The following is an 18118-nucleotide window of genomic DNA, read 5'->3' as shown; positions in this document are numbered from 1 at the left end:
GAACCGCGCACGCCGATAAGCTGAATCCACCATGCAGAGCGTCGCAGAATCTCTCCAGCGTCTGCGCGTGATCGCCGAGTCCGCGCCGGTCGCGCGCCTCGCTGCGGCATTCGCAGCAGCTGGTTTCGAGCTTTCACTCGTCGGCGGGCCCGTGCGTGACGCGCTGCTCGGCCGGGCGGTCAACGACCTCGACTTCACGACGAATGCCACCCCGGATCGAATCGTCGAAGTGCTCGACCCCCTGGCGCGAGCGCACTGGGACATCGGTCGCGCATTCGGCACGATCGGTGCGCACGTTGACGACAGCACCGTGGAGATCACCACCTACCGCACGGACAGTTACGACACCGGCAGTCGCAAACCCGACGTGGTGTTCGGCGACACCCTCGAGGGCGACCTGATTCGACGCGACTTCACGATCAATGCGCTGGCGTTGCGCGTTCCCGACGTTGTGCTCGTCGATCCGTCCGGTGGCGTCGACGATCTGCTGACGGGCACGCTGCGCACCCCCAGCACCCCGGAGATCTCCTTCGGAGATGACCCATTGCGGATGCTGCGCGCAGCCCGGTTCACCGCGCAGCTCGGCTTCGCGGTCGATCTGGACACGCTCGAGGCGATGGGCAGGATGCGCGAGCGTATCTCGATCGTCAGCGCGGAACGCATCCGGGACGAGTTGTCGAAGCTGCTGTGCTCCGACGAGCCGCGCCACGGAATCGAATTGCTGGTCGAGACCGGTCTGGCCGAGCTGGTGTTGCCGGAGATCCCGGCACTGCGGCTGGAGATCGATGAACACCACCACCACAAAGACGTCTACCAGCACTCGTTGACCGTGCTCGATCAGGCGATCGGCTACGAGACAGCGCGGCATCCGGGTGAAGCTCCTGACCTCGTTCTGCGGCTGGCCGCGCTTCTGCACGACATCGGCAAGCCTGCGACCCGCCGACTGGAGCCGGGTGGTGCGGTGAGCTTCTACCATCACGACATGGTCGGTGCGAAGCTGGCCCGCAAGCGGCTGAAGTCGCTGCGGTTCGACAACGGCACGATCGATGCGGTCGGACGTCTGATCGAACTGCACCTGCGGTTCTTCGGCTATACAGAGGGCGCCTGGACGGATTCAGCCGTGCGGCGCTACGTGCGCGATGCCGGCGACCAGCTGGAGCGCCTGCACATGCTGACCCGTGCCGACGTGACCACGCGCAATCGGCGCAAAGCCGATCGTCTCGGCTTCGCCTACGACGACCTGGAAGAACGCATCGGCGTGCTCGCAGAAGAGGAGGAACTGGCCGCGGTGCGACCGGACCTCGACGGCGGCGACGTCATGCGCATCCTGGGGGTGAAGCCAGGGCCCGAGGTCGGGCGAGCGATGAAGTTCCTTCTCGAGTTGCGCCTGGACAACGGCCCAATGGATCCCACGGAGGCGGAACGCCGCCTGTTGGAGTGGCGCGACGGGCAGTAGTTGCGCTCGGGTTGCGGCCGGCACCTTCGTATTACACTGCGTATCCATGCGTGACATCCGTGACTCGAGCATGGTGGCACCCGAAATCGACATGGTCGACTACCCCAGTTCGAGGGTCACGTGATTGTGAAACTGCCGGATTGTGGCCCGTAACGCTCGTCCGCGGCCCGAGTGCGTGGAATTGGTCCTTCCATTGGAAGGGGTCGAAGTTCTAGTGTCAGCATCGGACGGCAGCGCAGCCGCTCAGGCTTTCGAGAGGTGGCGCACACCGTGAGTGAAGTTGTGACGCATGGATTGTCTTATCTGAGTGGTTCTGCCGTGCGCGTTGAGTTTTCGCTGTGAAGCCCGCACTCCCGGCGGCATGTGCCGCTGCCGCGATCCTTGCTGTGATGTTCGTTTCCGTCCAGCCTTCTGTGGCGGAAGCTGTTCCGCAAACAGTCGTTTCGGCGGGCGTGTCGGGTGCGCCGGCGGATGCGAAGGCGGCAGACAGTGAGTCTGATGCGCGGGTGATTGCGCAACTGTATGGGCATCCGGTTGGGGTGGACTCGGAGACGTCGCCGACGCTGTTGGTGAGTGCGTTACCAGATGGTTCGATGCAGGCGGAGTCGGATGTGGTTCCGGCGCGGGCATTGCAGAACGGAACATGGGTGGCCGAGGATACGAGTCTTGCGCCTGTTTCGGCGGGTTGGGTCGCTCCGCGGGTGGCGGCCGCGCCGGTGCAGTTTTCCACGGGTGGGTCTGCGGTGATGGCGCAGGTTCAGGCGCCGGGTGGTGCGTGGTTGACGCAGTCCTGGCCGTACGGCAATCTGCCGACACCTTCGGTCAGCGGGTCGAGTGTGGTGTATGCGGATGTGTTTCCCGGGGTTGATTGCGGTTGAGTGCGACGGCGGCGGGCATGTCTGAGGTGCTTGTTGTAAAGTCGGCTTCCGGTGCTGCGGATCCGCGGTTGTCGAATGTCACGTTCACTGTCAGTGGTGGCACGGTCGGTGCGCAGGCGGCGACGAAGGCGATGTCGGCGACGACGCTAACAGGCTCCGTGGTGTCGGCGACCCCGTTGTGGTGGGATTCCTCTGGCACCGGGGCAGGCCCGGATGGTGCCGGCAGTGCTGAGCCGCGTGCACTGGCCTACAGCACGACCGCCACAAGTGTGTCGTTGAACGTTGCGGACGCAACCAGTACCCCGAATGTGACGTATCCGGTGTATGTCGACCCGGATTGGTCCTCGTCGTTGCAGGCGGACTGGTTCGACGACCGTGCGTACCCGAATCAGTCGTATCTGGATCCGCCTTCGGACAGCGTTGGGTACGGCATCGATTCCGGTGTCGGTTACCTGTCGCGGGCGTTCTTCCAGTTCCAGACGAGCTTTCTCACGGGTAAGACGGTGTCGAATGCCCGGTTCAACATTCATCAGACGTATGCGAATAGTTGTGATACCACGTTGGTGCAGTTGTGGGAGTTTAGTCCGGCTACCCCGGGTTTCACCTGGAATCAGGAGCCGAATGGGTGGATTCAGGCGATTGATCAGCAGGGAAACGCGAACGGTGGCCCGTGTGCACCAAATCCGGCGTGGGTGGGTTTCTCGGCGACGGTCGCGGCGCAATATGCGGCTGCGCACTCGTTGGGATCGATCCAGCTCGGGTTGAGGGTCGCGAACGAGGCGGACTCGTTGACGCGGAAGCACTACGACTGGAACGCGCAGCTGATCGTCACCTACGACACTCCGCCGAACACGCCGACCGGGGTGAAGATGGTCTCGCCGGTTCGAGGCTGCGCCCCGGCCGGCGCCCCCGACATGGTCAATGGCACGCTTCCGATCACGATTCAGGCGACCGTGACGGACCCGGATACAGGGCAGAACACCGCGGCGAACTTCTACGTGGGCCAAGCTAGCACTCTGCCGACGTATATGTTGCATCCGAGTTCAACTTTTCAGGCGCAAGGTGCGCCGTTGACGACGACATTCCCGGCGGGCACGTTTTCGAACGGGATCACCTATGCGTGGTGGGCTCGCGGCAGCGATAACATCCTTCAGTCAGTCGGCAGCTCACCGTACTGCTACTTCACAATCAAGGATGACCCTCCAGCTTTGCCGGGAGTGGCTGTCGCGTCGCCTGCCACGACGGTCGGCGCACCGATGACGGTCACGATCACCTCGTCACCGCCTGGCTCGGCCGCGATCTTCGCATATTGGTGGGCGGATGGGGCGGCCGCAACGCCTCCTCCCGCACCGACCGTCATCGGCACCGGAACGGCGTTGCCGGCATGTGGCTCCTCGGCCGGAGGCCTGTCGTTTGCGTGCGCGGACTCCTCGGGGTCGGCCACGGTGTCGGTGAGCCCGATTGACGACGTATCAACGCTGTGGGTTGCCGGATACGACGACGCGGGCAACGTCGCGACGGATTCGTCAGGCTCGGTCCATACCGTTCCGCTACAGGTGTCGGCGGCCGCCGACACGGGCAATGTGACGAACTCGATTGGGCATAGTTGGCTGATGGAGGGCTTGGCAAGCATGCCGGCGACAGTAGCCGACTCCAATCCGACCGGTGGTAGCGGCGTCAGTTCCGGGAGTGCGCTGGCCGTCGGTGCTGGCACGCCGTCGGTCATGGATTCCGTGGTCGGCCAACCGCCGTTGAACGCAGTGCTGTCTGTGCCGGGGTTGGTGCAACTGAATCGGTATTACGGCACCTACCATTCCGCTGTGATCGACGGTAACGCCCCGGCCGGCTCGCACATCGAAAGTGCGTTGGGGCAAATGCATGCGTTGGCCGGGGCCGGGCAGTCTCAACCGCCGAACACGCTTGTCGTGTACTCATGCGCGTTGTCCAGTGGCGACATGACGTCATTGTCGTCCAATTGTGAGGGGATGGGCGCGACGGGCGTGCCGATGGGTTATTCGTGGACGAGCGCGGCGGCCGTGCCCTATGGCACACCGATCCAGTTGTACCGCTGCCACACAGCAGTGGATCACTTCGATTCCACGGTCAGTAACTGCGAAGGGTCGGCTGTGGATGGCTCATTGGGCTTCTTCGCGAATGTGGTGTCGACGCGAACCTCACACGATGTGGTCGATTTGACGGTGAACTCGACAACGCACTCGATCCAGAGCTTCACCACGTCGGCCTGGTTGAAGCCAGCGTCGTCGAACTCGGCGACCGCGAGTTATGTCGCCATGGCGGCATCGGGGCCGGTGAATTCGGGTTTCGTGTTGCGGGAGGCGTCCGGGCATTGGCAATTCTGCATGCAATCGCAGACTATCCCCATCGTGAGTGGATGCGCGACCGGACCTGCGGTGTCTGCGACGGCCGGGTGGACGTTCGTGACGGGCATCTGGGATGCGGCGAATCATCAGGTGAGGTTGCTGATCGGTGCTAGTGGTGTGACCCCTGTGGCCGTCGGCAGTTATGCCGTCCCGTCCGGTGGTGTCGCGGCGACGGGTACCCTTCTGGTCGGGTCCGGCTGGGCGAACTCGGCACCCGGTCAGCAGTGGGGCGGGGAGATCGATGATCCGAGCATTTACCCCGGTGTGGTGGATTCGGGACAACTGCTGAATTTGTACAACCAGGTGGCCCCGGGCTGAGCCTGCGGCGATTCGACCGGGAGAGCGATTATGTCCGCCAGTTTCAAGCTTTCGCACCGTTTCACGGCTCGGCGCATTGCCGGGCTCACGGCGATGATCGGCACCGCCGGTTTGCTCGTGTCGCTGCTGTCACCGATGTCCGCGTCGGCAGACTCGGCGCCTGTTCCTGACCTGGGCAGACCGGTGCCGGGGGCCAGTGCGCCGACCAATCCGGAGCACGTGCAGTCGGCGTCGTCAGTAACAGCAACCGCAACAGCTTCTCATCTGCCCGCGACGGGTTCGTTCTCACTTCAGACTCCGGTGCAGCCGACCAGTACCTCGCCGACGCCGAAATCGGCGGCAACAACACCGCTGACGACGAAGTCGCCGAACGGGAAAGGCGTCGCAACGGTAACCGGTGCGTGGCAACAGCTGGGCGATTCGGGCGTCGCGGTGGCCGCGGCGACCAGCGCCGTTTCCACGGCGTCCGCGTCGAAATCGGCGCCGAATTCCATCAGTTCGCTGACTGCCTCCATCGTCGGTCAGCGCACCGCGAAGCAGTTCGGACTGTCCGGACTGGTCATCAAACTGGGACGCACCGATCACGGTGCAGGTTCCGCGAATCTCGCGGTGCGGTTGCCGATAAAGCTCTTGAACGGCTTGTACGGCGCCGATTACGCCGCCCGCACGCACTGGGTGCAACTGCCCGCGACAAAACCGGCGGCCACACCGTCGAAGAACCTCAAGGCGGCTAAGAGCGTGGCCAGCACTTTGGATGCGTCGGGGCAGAATGTCGTGCTTTCCCCCCAGGTGAACACCGCCGGCGTAATGCTGGCGGCGATGAGCACTCCCGTGTCCACGACCGGGACCGGATCCTTCACCGCGACGTCACTGAAACCCGCTACCACGTGGGATGTTTCGGCTCAGACCGGCGACTTCTCTTGGCAATACCCTTTCCAGCTTCCTCCCGCTGCGGCTGGACCCGCACCCGCGGTCGCGTTGAGTTACGATTCGCAATCGGTCGACGGGGAGACCGGTTCGACGAACAATCAGCCGTCTGTGGTCGGTGAGGGCTGGAGCCTGGGCGGGGGCGGTTTCATCGAACGCACCTACGTGTCGTGCTCGCAGGACGACGGCTCTGGTGGGGCTGTGGCCAGCTCCGGCGACTTGTGTTGGAAAACCGACAACGCCACGATTTCGCTGGCCGGGCATGCCGGTCAACTGATCAAGGATGCCACGACCGGGGGATGGAAGCTGGCGCAGGACGACGGATCCCGGCTCGAGCACCTTGTCGGCACAGCGCAGGGTTGCGCAGCCAACGGCACCTATGACACGGATTGCTGGCGGCTGACCACCAGGGATGGAACACAGTACTATTTCGGTCTGAACGAGCTGCCCGGCTGGAGCAGCGGTAAGCCGGTCACGAATTCCACCTGGACAGTTCCCGTCTTCGGCAACGATGCCAGTGAGCCGTGCCACGCCGCCACCTTCGCGGCCTCGGCATGCACGCAGGCGTGGCGCTGGAATCTCGACTACGTCGTCGATACGCACGGTAACGCTGAAGCTTTGTATTACGACGCAGAGACGAACAGTTACTCAAAGAACGGCACGACGGTAACGAGTTATGTTCGCGGCGGTCAATTGGATCACATCGACTACGGGCTCAGGTCAGCGACGATCTACGGATCGAATGCGGCCTCAGACAAAGTGGTGTTCGGCTACGACCCGTATGGGCGGTGCAGCGACGCGACCCACGCCGGCTGCACAACGGAGTCCGTCACCGGCACGGGGACGGCGGCCGCGCATCCGACGAACTATCCGGATGTCCCGTTCGACCAGTACTGCGCCACCGGTGCGTGCGCCGGTCTTCTCTCGCCGACGTTCTGGACGACCGCCATGCTGGATACGGTCACGACCCAGGTGCTTGCCGGCGGCGCCTATGTGCCGGTGGATGTGTGGAGCCTGGGGCATTCGTTTCCGAGCCCGGGTGACGGCACGAACGCCGCGTTGTGGCTGACGCAGATCTCACATACCGGGTATGACGGGTCGGCGTCGCTGGCTGAGCCGTTGACCACATTCTCCGGGCTGACCATGCAGAACCGGGTGTGGGCGATCGACGGGCTTGCCCCGTTGGATAAATACCGCATCTCCTCGATCACGACAAGCACCGGGGCGGCGATCTCCGTGAACTACTCGCCTCAGCAGTGCACCGTCGCGGGCGCGCCGGCGATCGAGGCGAACCCGCAATCGAACACGTCGCGCTGCTTCCCGCAATGGTGGTCACCGCAAGTCACGCCGCCACAACCGGTACAGGAAGACCTGTTCCACAAGTACGTGGTGACCTCGGTCATCGCCAACCCGGCGACCGGCGGAGGCAACGATGCCGCTCAGGAGACCGACTACGTCTACACCGGCACTCCGGCCTGGCGGTACGACACCTCGCCGCTGACACCGGACAAGCAGCGCACCTGGTCTGTGTTCGCGGGGTACAACACGATCGAAATCCGGGTCGGCGACCACAACACGCCGGCCGCGCAGCAGACCACCGATTACACCTTCTACCAAGGCATGGATGGTGATCGCGCCAGCACTGCCGGTGGGACGAAGTCGGTGTCCGTGACCGGATGGCCCGGGGTGGCCGACTCGCTCTGGTTCGCCGGACGCACCCGTGAGGTGAAGACGCTCAACGGCGTGGCCGGCGCAGTGGTATCCGACACGGTGACCACTCCGTGGGCATCCGCAATCACCGCCAACGACGGCGTCGGCACCGCACGGATGGTCAACGACGCCGACGTGACGACCTCAGTTCCTGTCTCCACCGGCGGCACCCGCAGCACAGAGACGAAGACCACCTACGATTCCGTTTACGGGTTGCCGACCACGGTCGATGCGATCACCTCGGACGCGGGAACCACCTGCACGACGACGAGCTACGCAACGGCCGACACCACGCACTGGATCTTAGGGTTCCCGAAAGAGACCGCGGTCGTCGGCGTTGACTGTGCCAACCTCGCCTCTGCCACCTATCCAGGCCAGGCGATATCCGACACCCGGACCAGCTATGACGGGCTCGCCTGGGGTGCGACGGTCGTGCGAGGCGATCCGACGACCGTGCAGGTGGCCGACTCCTACACCGGAACCACAGCCGCCAGCGCACACTTCGTGACCTCCGCGCAAACCGCCTACGATGCTCTCGGCCGGCCCACGACCGTCACCGACGTGCTCGGCCACACCACGACGACGGCATACACGCCAGCATCAGGCGGGCCCATGACCGGTGAAACAGTCACCAACACCAGCCCGTTCAACTGGACGACAAGCACCGTCTACAACCCTGCGCGTGGTGTTCCCGTCAAAGCGACCGATCAGAACGGCAAGGTCACCACCGCCGCGTATGACCCATTGGGTCGGCGCACCGGGGTGTGGTTGCCCAGTCAACCGCAGGCGACCTACCCGAACTCCCCTTCGATCGGTTACAGCTACACCGAGTCGCGCACGGCCGCGACAGCGGTGTCAACGTCGAAGATCGTCGCCGGCAATACCGTGACCAGTTACACCCTGTATGACGGGCTGGGTCGGCCGGTGCAAACACAAGCCGGTGCCGAGGGCGGCGGCACAGTCGTGACAGACACCGCCTACGATGCGGCAGGCCGCACATCCTCCACTGACAATGCGTACTGGACGACTTCGGTGAACCCGTCGGCGGTGTTGTTCGTGCCAGCGAACCCGCAGCAGCTCCCGTCGGTGACGACGACCGCCTACGATGGTGCCGGGCGCACCACGGCCACGATCCTGTCCTCGTACGCGACCGAACGGTACCGGACCACGTACGCGTATCCGGGCGCGGATCGCACGGATACCACGCCGCCTGCTGGTGGCACCCCGACGACCAGCTACACGAACTCGCTCGGACAGCAGGCGAAGCTGATCCAGTACCTGGCGGCGGCGCCGAATCCGGCGGCGACGCAGGAGGCCACGACTTACAGTTATGACCCGCAGGGCAGCATGACGGGCATGGTCGACCCGGTCGGCAACCGGTGGTCGTGGGGCTTCGATGTGCTCGGCCATCAGGTGTCCGCGACCGATCCGGATACCGGCACCACGACGAGCACGTTCGACGACGCCGGCAATCAGCTGACCAGCACCGACGCTCGCGGGGTCACCCTGGCCTACAGTTATGACGCGTTGAACCGGAAGACTGCCGAATACGCGGGCTCGACCGGCAGCACGGGCAGCGAACTGGCGTCGTGGACCTTCGACAGCCTGGCCAAGGGTCAGTTGACGTCTTCGACCAGTTATCAGGGTTCCACTGCCGGTCATCCCGGGTTGGCGTATACATCGTCGGTCGGCGGGTACGACGACAACTACAATCCGACGGCCACGACGGTGAGTATTCCGGTGGGTGCGCCGGCGTTCGGTGGCACCAGTTATACGACGAACTTGTACTACTACTCGGATGGTGCACCGGCCTCGACGGTGTATCCGGCGGAGGGTGGCCTGCCGTCGGAGCGGTTGCGGTATGGGTATGACGGTTTTGGCCGGTTGGGCACCCTGTTTGGGTTGAGTGGGTATTTGCAGACGACGTATACGGCGATTGGTCAGGTGGGTCAGTTGTCTCGTCCGGGGACGAATGCGTTGTATTCGACGTATGGGTATGACAATGCGACTGGTGCGGTCACCGAGATCAAGGACGGCACTTTGACCGCGGGCGTGTACACGGTGCAGGCGGACCGGCAGTACACGAGGGATAACGCGGGGGATGTGACGAAGGCGGTGACGTCGGGCACGGTTGGTGTGGGTGGGGCCACGGGTTCGGATACGCAGTGTTTCGGGTATGACTATGTGCATGATTTGACGGCGGCGTGGACGCCGGGTGCGGGTGATTGCACGGTCGCGCCGGCCGCATCCGGTTTGGGGGGTCCTGCCCCGTATTGGGAAGCGTTCACGGTGGATCCGGGAACCGGCAACCGCACCAACGAGACCATAACAACCCCGGCCGGTGTGGTTTCGCGGGCGGCGTATACGTATCCGGTGGCGGGTGGGGCGCATCCGCATGCGGTGCAGCAGGTGACTCGCACGGGCGGGTCGTCGGGGACGGATGGTTACGGGTATGACCAGGCGGGGGATACCACCTCACGGCCGGGGCAGAGCCTGTCGTATGGTCCGACTGGGAGGCTTGCGTCGGTGTCGACGGGGGCGGGCACGCAGCAGGATGTGTATGACGCGTCGGGGATGTTGTTGTTGCGGTCGGATCCGTCGGGGTCGACGCTGTTCTTGGGGGACACGCAGTTGTCTGTGGCGGCGGGTTCGTCGGTGGTGTCGGCGGTGCGCACGTATGCGGGGGCGAACGATGTCCCGGTGGCGGAACGGTCCGCGACGGCGGGGGTGTCCGGCAGTGTGTTGACGTGGGTGGGTACGGATGTGGACGGGTCGGCGGATGTGGAGGTGGCTCCGACCGGCTCGGCGGTGGTGCACCGGTTCACGGATCCGTACGGCAACTCGCGTGGTACCGCGGCGGTGTGGTCCAGTGATCACGGGTTTTTGAATCAGGTGACGGATGCGTTCGCGAATGTGACCGTGTTGGGTGCGCGGGCGTATGACAGCACGTTGGGGAAGTTCCTGTCTGTCGATCCGATCCTGGCGCCACAGAATCCGCAGCAGAGCAACGGGTATGCGTATGCCGGGAACAACCCGGTCACGATGGCTGATCCGTCGGGGTTGTGTTATCAGCTCAGTGGTGATGTGTTGAATCACAACACCGGGTGTGTCGGTTCGTCGGGGAACCCGGCCGGGAACGGGGCGGCGACCGCGGGCCTGGGTGGTGCACACGCCAGTGGTGGTGTCACCAGCAGCGATTGGCGGCCACCCGCCGCCGGGAATCGGTCTGCGGTGACGGCGTCAGCGCCGGGGCCGACACCGTCGCCGCGGCCGAATCCGGTTCCTGAACCGTTGTCGCCGCGCGCTGATGCGTTGCAAGGGCAGATAGACGTGCAGGATGCAATTGTCTTGGGGTTGAGCGTGTGGGCGACCGCCGTGGAGTTGTGCGACATGGTTCCGGATCTGGACGGCGTGTGCCTGCCTTCGACCGAATCTGCCACCGACCAGCTCGCGAGTGCGGATTCGGTTATTGCGGAGGACAGCCAGGAAGTGCAGGCGGAGGTCGATGCGCAGGCGGCCGATCGCGAGGCACAGATCGGTTGTGGTGGGGAGTCGTTCGCGCCGGACACCGGCGTGGTGTTGGCCGACGGGTCGACGGTGACCGTGTCCGGCGTGCGGGTTGGGCAGAAAGTGCTCGCGACGGACCCGGTCACCGGCAAGACGCGTGCGGAACCGGTGCAGAAGGTGTGGGTGAATCACGACACCGACCTGATGGACGTGACCGTCAGCGCGGCAGGCGTGAGTTCCGTGATCCATGCCACACAGCATCACTTGTTCTGGGATGCCACCGCCAAAGCCTGGACCGAAGCGGACCATCTCCGCCCCGGCGCCGTGTTGCGCACCGACAGCGGCGTAGTTGCGAGCGTCGCGAAGACAGAAGTTGTGCCCGGTGCGGGGAACATGTGGGACCTGACCGTCGCCACCGACCACGACTTCTACGTCACTGCGGCCGAAACGGCTGTCCTCGTCCACAACTGCCCGGCATCATCAGGCGAAGGATATTCGACGCCGCGCGGTCGGCCATATTCGGCGCACTATCTGAACGATACCGGGCCCGAGCGAAACCTTCCTGGAAGTGTCGTGGATGAGGTGATCGACCACGGCTCGCTCATGGGCGATCTTCCTGATCGTTCGATCTACTTTGACAAGATCAACAACGTGACAGTGGTTCTGAGCAAAACAACGGGGAAGGTTATCAGTGCGCACAAGGGTGGGGGAGCATGGTAGATCCCAGTGGGCGTGATCTAGTTGATTTATCACGATGCGTGATCTCCCTAAGTTCCGGTGTTGCGCTTAAGCGACGACGGTTCTCGGCAGTGGTCGATCTGACGGATTTCAACGATGTTGTGGGAATTGAGATCTTGGACTTTACCCGGCAACTATCCACAGTGCTACTGCCAGACCGGACGCCAGTAGCATTGCGCTGGGCGTATGACGACGAAGTCGACGCGTTTTATGTGCACGTGCACGAGCAGCGCGCTCAGCAACAAGTGAATGCGAACGGAATAGCATATCTCGGCCAATTAGATCGACTGCTGGTGCTGGAGGTTTCATGGTCGTCAGGTCAGTACTGACGGCGTTGGCCTCGGATCGGTCAGGTCACTCGGATGGGGCACCGTCGGCGACGGCGGTGTCGACGTCGGAGATCGTTGCCGGCATCACGGTCACCAGCTACACACTGTACGACGGCCTTGGCCGGCCGGTGCAAACCCAGGCCGGCGCCAGCGGTGGTGGCACGGTCGTCACGGATACCGCCTACGATGCGGCAGGCCGCACATCGTTCACCAACAGCTTCGATGTGCTCGGCCATCAGGTGTCCGCGACCGATCCGGATACCGGCACCACGACGAGCACGTTCGACGACGCCGGCAATCAGCTGACCAGCACCGACGCTCGCGGGGTCACCCTGGCCTACAGTTATGACGCGTTGAACCGGAAGACTGCCGAATACGCGGGCTCGACCGGCAGCACGGGCAGCGAACTGGCGTCGTGGACCTTCGACAGCCTGGCCAAGGGTCAGTTGACGTCTTCGACCAGTTATCAGGGTTCCACTGCCGGTCATCCCGGGTTGGCGTATACATCGTCGGTCGGCGGGTACGACGACAACTACAATCCGACGGCCACGACGGTGAGTATTCCGGTGGGTGCGCCGGCGTTCGGTGGCACCAGTTATACGACGAACTTGTACTACTACTCGGATGGTGCACCGGCCTCGACGGTGTATCCGGCGGAGGGTGGCCTGCCGTCGGAGCGGTTGCGGTATGGGTATGACGGTTTTGGCCGGTTGGGCACCCTGTTTGGGTTGAGTGGGTATTTGCAGACGACGTATACGGCGATTGGTCAGGTGGGTCAGTTGTCTCGTCCGGGGACGAATGCGTTGTATTCGACGTATGGGTATGACAATGCGACTGGTGCGGTCACCGAGATCAAGGACGGCACTTTGACCGCGGGCGTGTACACGGTGCAGGCGGACCGGCAGTACACGAGGGATAACGCGGGGGATGTGACGAAGGCGGTGACGTCGGGCACGGTTGGTGTGGGTGGGGCCACGGGTTCGGATACGCAGTGTTTCGGGTATGACTATGTGCATGATTTGACGGCGGCGTGGACGCCGGGTGCGGGTGATTGCACGGTCGCGCCGGCCGCATCCGGTTTGGGGGGTCCTGCCCCGTATTGGGAAGCGTTCACGGTGGATCCGGGAACCGGCAACCGCACCAACGAGACCATAACAACCCCGGCCGGTGTGGTTTCGCGGGCGGCGTATACGTATCCGGTGGCGGGTGGGGCGCATCCGCATGCGGTGCAGCAGGTGACTCGCACGGGCGGGTCGTCGGGGACGGATGGTTACGGGTATGACCAGGCGGGGGATACCACCTCACGGCCGGGGCAGAGCCTGTCGTATGGTCCGACTGGGAGGCTTGCGTCGGTGTCGACGGGGGCGGGCACGCAGCAGGATGTGTATGACGCGTCGGGGATGTTGTTGTTGCGGTCGGATCCGTCGGGGTCGACGCTGTTCTTGGGGGACACGCAGTTGTCTGTGGCGGCGGGTTCGTCGGTGGTGTCGGCGGTGCGCACGTATGCGGGGGCGAACGATGTCCCGGTGGCGGAACGGTCCGCGACGGCGGGGGTGTCCGGCAGTGTGTTGACGTGGGTGGGTACGGATGTGGACGGGTCGGCGGATGTGGAGGTGGCTCCGACCGGCTCGGCGGTGGTGCACCGGTTCACGGATCCGTACGGCAACTCGCGTGGTACCGCGGCGGTGTGGTCCAGTGATCACGGGTTTTTGAATCAGGTGACGGATGCGTTCGCGAATGTGACCGTGTTGGGTGCGCGGGCGTATGACAGCACGTTGGGGAAGTTCCTGTCTGTCGATCCGATCCTGGCGCCACAGAATCCGCAGCAGAGCAACGGGTATGCGTATGCCGGGAACAACCCGGTCACGATGGCTGATCCGTCGGGGTTGTGTTATCAGGCGAATGTGGATTCGTTGAACTTCCACACCAGTTGTATGGGGGGCAGCACTGGACGCAGCAACGGGAACGGCGCCGATTATGCGGCAGCCGAGGCGGGAACGGCCCCGAGTGCGGCGGGGAACTCGAGTTCCGATTACGGGCGGTATGTGGTTGCTGCCGCCCGGTCTTCGTACAACATGGGGTATGACCATTCTTATGATCTCGGCAGGACCGGGATGAAACCGAAGCAGCTGTTCAGCAACGTGCGCGATAAGTTCGGTGAGGTATTTCCGCCTGCGCAGAATGCCGTCAACTCGCCGCGCTTGAAGCTGGACAATGTCGGCCAGCACATTTGGACTGAACTCGGGTCGGCGAAGGGCAACATTGAGGTGATCGATATTGGTGAGGATGGTTACTCGATCGAGGCCGAGCCTGGGCACCCGGAGTATCCCGGTGTCGTGACGTTCTCGTTCACACAGGGCCGTGGCGGGCATGCGTTCCTGCACGTCAGCGCACGATACCAGGAAGCACTCGGAGGTATCGTTCCGAATTCGGTATATGGTGCTGGCACCTATGGTTTTTGGTGGGTGTACTCCCGTGCTGTCGAGAATGTGATCATTGCCCCGACGTTGCAGCAGCCACCTAGCGATGCATCTGCACGGATGGACTAATAGTGAGCAATATGGGCGGCGGTGCAGGTGGGCGGGTCTCCCATCAGGCAGTGTGGTGGTGCGGGCTGCTTGGTGTGATCGTCTTCGCGTTCCCGTTCGGTGAGTCTGCGGCTGAGTCATGGTTGCGCACGTTGCCAGTTTCATTATTTTGGGCTGGCTGGGTATTTGTCTATATACCTGCGGGGTTTGTCGCTGGCATATTGGTCGGTTTTGCGACGTACGTGTTCAACCGGCTGTTTGGTTCACGGTGGACTCGCAATAACGTTCTGACGCGGATCATCTCAGCAACGTTCGGGACAGGGTGTTTTGTCGCGGTAATGCTGTGGTGGTGGACTTTCGGGTTCGTTTTCGATCCCGCTCGGATGCTTCTGACTGTCGTAGATTTTGGGATAGTCATAGTCGGTTCGGTTGCGCTGTTCTACTTTCTACCACCCGGACGCACGCTCCGGAGCCGCACGGCAGAGTCAGCCCGCGTATCGGACTTGATGGCGCGGGTTGATGGTGCCACTGCGCGTGGCGATTCTGCAGCTGATCAGGATGGTGTGGACTGGCTTGGGGGTTTGGTCGCGCAGAAGGCTGCCCCACTGTCCGCGAATCCGGCTCGGCCTCAGAGCGCGGCCGGGACACTTCAGTCGGGCGTGGTTGGTGGTGTCGGGGTCACTCCGAACGGGAAGCGACCGAGTGCGTATCGTCATCGTTGGTGGCGTGTGGGCGGTGTGTCGGGAACGATCGTTCTGGTATCGGTGTTGTTGGGCGCGGTACAGGGCGCGGTGATCGGTGTCGTGCAGGGGCTGATGCTGGGGTTTCCTTCTGGTTCGAGCGGCAATGGCCCGCTGGTGCTGATTCTGGTACTTTTGGGCGTCGCGGGGGTTGGCATTGGTGCTGTTGGCGGTGGAATCGTTGGGGTGTCGGCGATGCTTTTGCGTATGGGGGGGATGGCCGTGTTTCCTCGGTTGCGGGCAGCAGAATGGGTTGGTGCGGCGGTTGGCGGCAGTGTGGCTGCGGTTATCTGTGTTGGGGTGGTCTCGGATTTGATTGTTGGTAGCCCGTGGCTGATCGGCGGGATCGTCGCCACAATTGATGTCGTGGTCCTCTTGTGGGAGATGCACGTTTGGCGCCACCTGCCGGCGCGGCGTGGCTCGTTGGCTCAGGGGAAGGCTGCGTGAATCGCCGGTTCGTGCAGGACTACCCAAAGGGCTGCATCCACTGGTCAGACCCGGAGTCGGGTGCGTCGACTCGTTACAACGCTCAGGATGAGACTGCGTCGTTCTAAATGGATCCGGCGGCCGGTTGCCTGCCGGCGGAGACGTTGCGGTTCGCGTATGACATCAACGGGAACCTGTCGGCGATCAGGGGGTCGAGCGCGGTCTTGTCGGGGACGAGTTTCACGCCGATCGGTCAGGTGTCCTCGTACTCCCTGTCGGGCGCGTATTCAGAGAATCCCCTTGAGATGGAAAACGTGCGTGGTGAGCTCGGACTGCCAAACGGCAACTCGGGCGAGATGCTGAGCCGCGGCCAGCTGATATGTGGGGGTTTTTGTCAAGTGGGCATTCTGAAGCTGCGCCCGTAGTTGATGGCCGTTGGGTTTGTGCTGGCCAGGGCAAGAGTGCTTTTCTCTTGCCCTGGCCAGCACAAACCCTGAGACTGAATCTCGGGTGCTGCTGGGGCTGTGCGCCACGGCCAGGTGTGTCGAGCATGTCTTATCGACGCATGGTCAGGCTGATATGCGCGGGTTGGCTACCGCAGGGCGAGGTGTTCGGCTGGAGAGGTGCCGCAGGTCTAAAATCGGGCGTCGCATGACCTGTCGGCCGTGTTGCTCATTGCTGGAAAGCGGGTCACTCCACATGTTCGCCGGCACGTGCGGTCGCGGCGCACGGCGGTCTTGAAGGGGTTACCCGTCCATCACGGCCAGCGACCAGCACCAGCCGGCCAGCTGGCGGGCGATCGCGGCGTTGGCGATCGCAGGACGTTTCTTCCGGGCCGTGAACTGAACCCACTGATCGTGCGACACGTAACCCGGCGTGGGGTGGCTATAACGTGGACTTCGCGGGCGCAGCCACCTCGGGGGTAGAGGCGATCGGTATTGGGGCTGTCGTGGTAGTCGTTGTTGGCTGCCTGGTGGCCACGGATGGTGTCTGCTCGATGGTTTTGATGTCAGACGGAACAGCTGAGCTACCTGCTCTGGGCGGCTCCCTGGCAGAATCGTTCGAGGGCAGCGAATATGCCGTCCAGACCTTTGACGCCGGGACAACCTTCTATCGTGCGGAAAGTACTGAACAAGGTGTTGGTTCCTTCTTCGGATTTGAGAAGCCGATGAGCTCGGCAGATGCAGAGGATTTGTTTAATCTTGCCAAATGGGGCAACGACGCGGACGTAGTGTCCACGTACACGCTGACGGCTGATACACCAATGTACGTAGGGAAAGTGGCTGGCGGTGCCGGGCATCAAGCCCTGCTGCCGCGCGGCCTTGATCCTCTGACCGCGTTCAAACTCGCAACTAAGGAGACTTTACCTTGACATCGACTGCCGGGTTAGTCGAGGTCATTCATGACATCGTGACGTTGCTCAGGGAATGTGACCGCGGTACGTATGCGTCTTGGTTGGCCACACGCCAGGCAATTCTGACCGACCCTGGCTCCATCGATGACGAACGTCGGCGGCAAGTAATCGCCGAGTTACATGGCGTTGTGGCCGGTATGGGCGGACTGGCCGACCTGACGTTGCGCCCTCCACAAGATTCGCTTCTAAGTCCGGTGCAAGCGAGGCAGTTGCTTGACGATCTTCAAGAACGGCTTTACGTGTTGACTCGACAAACCTAGAAGGCGGGCAGTTAAGTTGCCCACAGACCGATTTGCAATCGACGTGTGACCAGGCTGGGAGCGATGATTTTCCGACCGGCGCAGAGCCTGTGTGTGGTCCGAGCGGGGAGCTGGCCGTGGTGACCTACCGGCGCGGGCGCCCAGTCGAGCATGTCGATGCTGCGGAGACAGACGACTTATACGGCGATTGGTCAGGTGGGTCAGTTGTCTCGTCCGGGGACGAATGCGTTGTATTCGACGTATGGGTATGACAATGCGACCGGTGCTGTCACCGAGATCAAGGACGGCACTTTGACTGCGGGCGTGTACACGGTGCAGGCGGACCGGCAGTACACGAGGGATAACGCAGGGGATGTGACGAAGGCCGTCACCACGGGCACGGTTGGTGCTGGTGGGCTACGGGTTCGGATACGCAGTGTTTCGGGTATGACGATATGCGTGATTTGACGGCGGCGTGGACGCCGGGTGTGGGGGATTGCACGGTCGCGCCGGCCGCGTCCGGTTTG

11 protein-coding genes are annotated in these 18118 nt (G+C 63.2%); all 11 read left to right on the top strand.

Annotated elements, in window-relative coordinates; translation table 11 throughout:
- Positions 1-31: 31 nt before the first annotated feature.
- The 11 genes from QU604_RS22025 to QU604_RS21975 all read left to right on the top strand — a co-directional run bounded on the left by QU604_RS22025 (position 32) and on the right by QU604_RS21975 (position 18059).
- A complete protein-coding gene (locus tag QU604_RS22025; protein ID WP_308466741.1) occupies positions 32-1456 on the top strand; it encodes a CCA tRNA nucleotidyltransferase in 1425 nt (474 codons plus the stop codon).
- A 338-nt stretch (positions 1457-1794) separates the two neighbouring features.
- Positions 1795-2334: a hypothetical protein gene (locus QU604_RS22020; RefSeq protein ID WP_308466740.1), complete on the top strand. Its 540-nt coding sequence runs from the start codon at positions 1795-1797 to the stop codon at positions 2332-2334.
- A 17-nt stretch (positions 2335-2351) separates the two neighbouring features.
- On the top strand, positions 2352-5033 hold the full coding sequence (locus QU604_RS22015; RefSeq protein WP_308466739.1) for a LamG-like jellyroll fold domain-containing protein: 2682 nt from the start codon (positions 2352-2354) through the stop codon (positions 5031-5033).
- 30 nt (positions 5034-5063) lie between these two features.
- A complete protein-coding gene (locus tag QU604_RS22010; RefSeq protein WP_308466738.1) occupies positions 5064-11897 on the top strand; it encodes an RHS repeat-associated core domain-containing protein in 6834 nt (2277 codons plus the stop codon).
- Positions 11898-11986: 89 nt separating this feature from the next.
- Positions 11987-12244 carry a hypothetical protein gene (locus QU604_RS22005; protein WP_308466737.1) on the top strand — a complete coding sequence of 86 codons (258 nt, stop codon included), beginning with the start codon at positions 11987-11989 and terminating at the stop codon, positions 12242-12244.
- Positions 12223-14793, top strand: a complete 2571-nt coding sequence (locus QU604_RS22000) for an RHS repeat-associated core domain-containing protein (RefSeq protein ID WP_308466736.1) — start codon at positions 12223-12225, stop codon at positions 14791-14793. Before QU604_RS22005 ends, QU604_RS22000 begins: the two co-directional genes overlap by 22 nt.
- Before the next feature lie 74 nt (positions 14794-14867).
- A complete protein-coding gene (locus tag QU604_RS21995) occupies positions 14868-15959 on the top strand; it encodes a hypothetical protein (protein WP_308466735.1) in 1092 nt (363 codons plus the stop codon).
- 107 nt (positions 15960-16066) lie between these two features.
- Positions 16067-16363, top strand: a complete 297-nt coding sequence (locus QU604_RS21990) for a hypothetical protein (protein WP_308466734.1) — start codon at positions 16067-16069, stop codon at positions 16361-16363.
- Between the two features lie 467 nt (positions 16364-16830).
- Positions 16831-17310: a hypothetical protein gene (locus tag QU604_RS21985; protein ID WP_308466733.1), complete on the top strand. Its 480-nt coding sequence runs from the start codon at positions 16831-16833 to the stop codon at positions 17308-17310.
- Positions 17307-17612: a hypothetical protein gene (locus tag QU604_RS21980; protein WP_308466732.1), complete on the top strand. Its 306-nt coding sequence runs from the start codon at positions 17307-17309 to the stop codon at positions 17610-17612. Before QU604_RS21985 ends, QU604_RS21980 begins: the two co-directional genes overlap by 4 nt.
- A 204-nt stretch (positions 17613-17816) precedes the next feature.
- Complete coding sequence (locus QU604_RS21975; RefSeq protein WP_308466731.1) at positions 17817-18059, top strand: hypothetical protein; 243 nt, start codon at positions 17817-17819, stop codon at positions 18057-18059.
- The last annotated feature ends 59 nt before the right edge of the window (positions 18060-18118 follow it).

The organism is Rathayibacter sp. SW19 (assembly GCF_030866825.1).
Taxonomy (GTDB): Bacteria; Actinomycetota; Actinomycetes; order Actinomycetales; family Microbacteriaceae; genus Rathayibacter_A; species Rathayibacter_A soli.
Note: the sequence above shows the minus strand (reverse complement) of the source record. Positions and strands in the feature narration are given on the sequence as shown.

Bases quoted from the DNA above. Each gene is read 5' to 3' on its own strand.
- QU604_RS22000 (WP_308466736.1), top strand. From the start codon at position 12,223: ATGGTCGTCAGGTCAGTACTGACGGCGTTGGCCTCGGATCGGTCAGGT.
- QU604_RS22015 (WP_308466739.1), top strand. From the start codon at position 2,352: ATGTCTGAGGTGCTTGTTGTAAAGTCGGCTTCCGGTGCTGCGGATCCG.
- QU604_RS22025 (WP_308466741.1), top strand. From the start codon at position 32: ATGCAGAGCGTCGCAGAATCTCTCCAGCGTCTGCGCGTGATCGCCGAG.
- QU604_RS21990 (WP_308466734.1), top strand. From the start codon at position 16,067: ATGGATCCGGCGGCCGGTTGCCTGCCGGCGGAGACGTTGCGGTTCGCG.
- QU604_RS22010 (WP_308466738.1), top strand. From the start codon at position 5,064: ATGTCCGCCAGTTTCAAGCTTTCGCACCGTTTCACGGCTCGGCGCATT.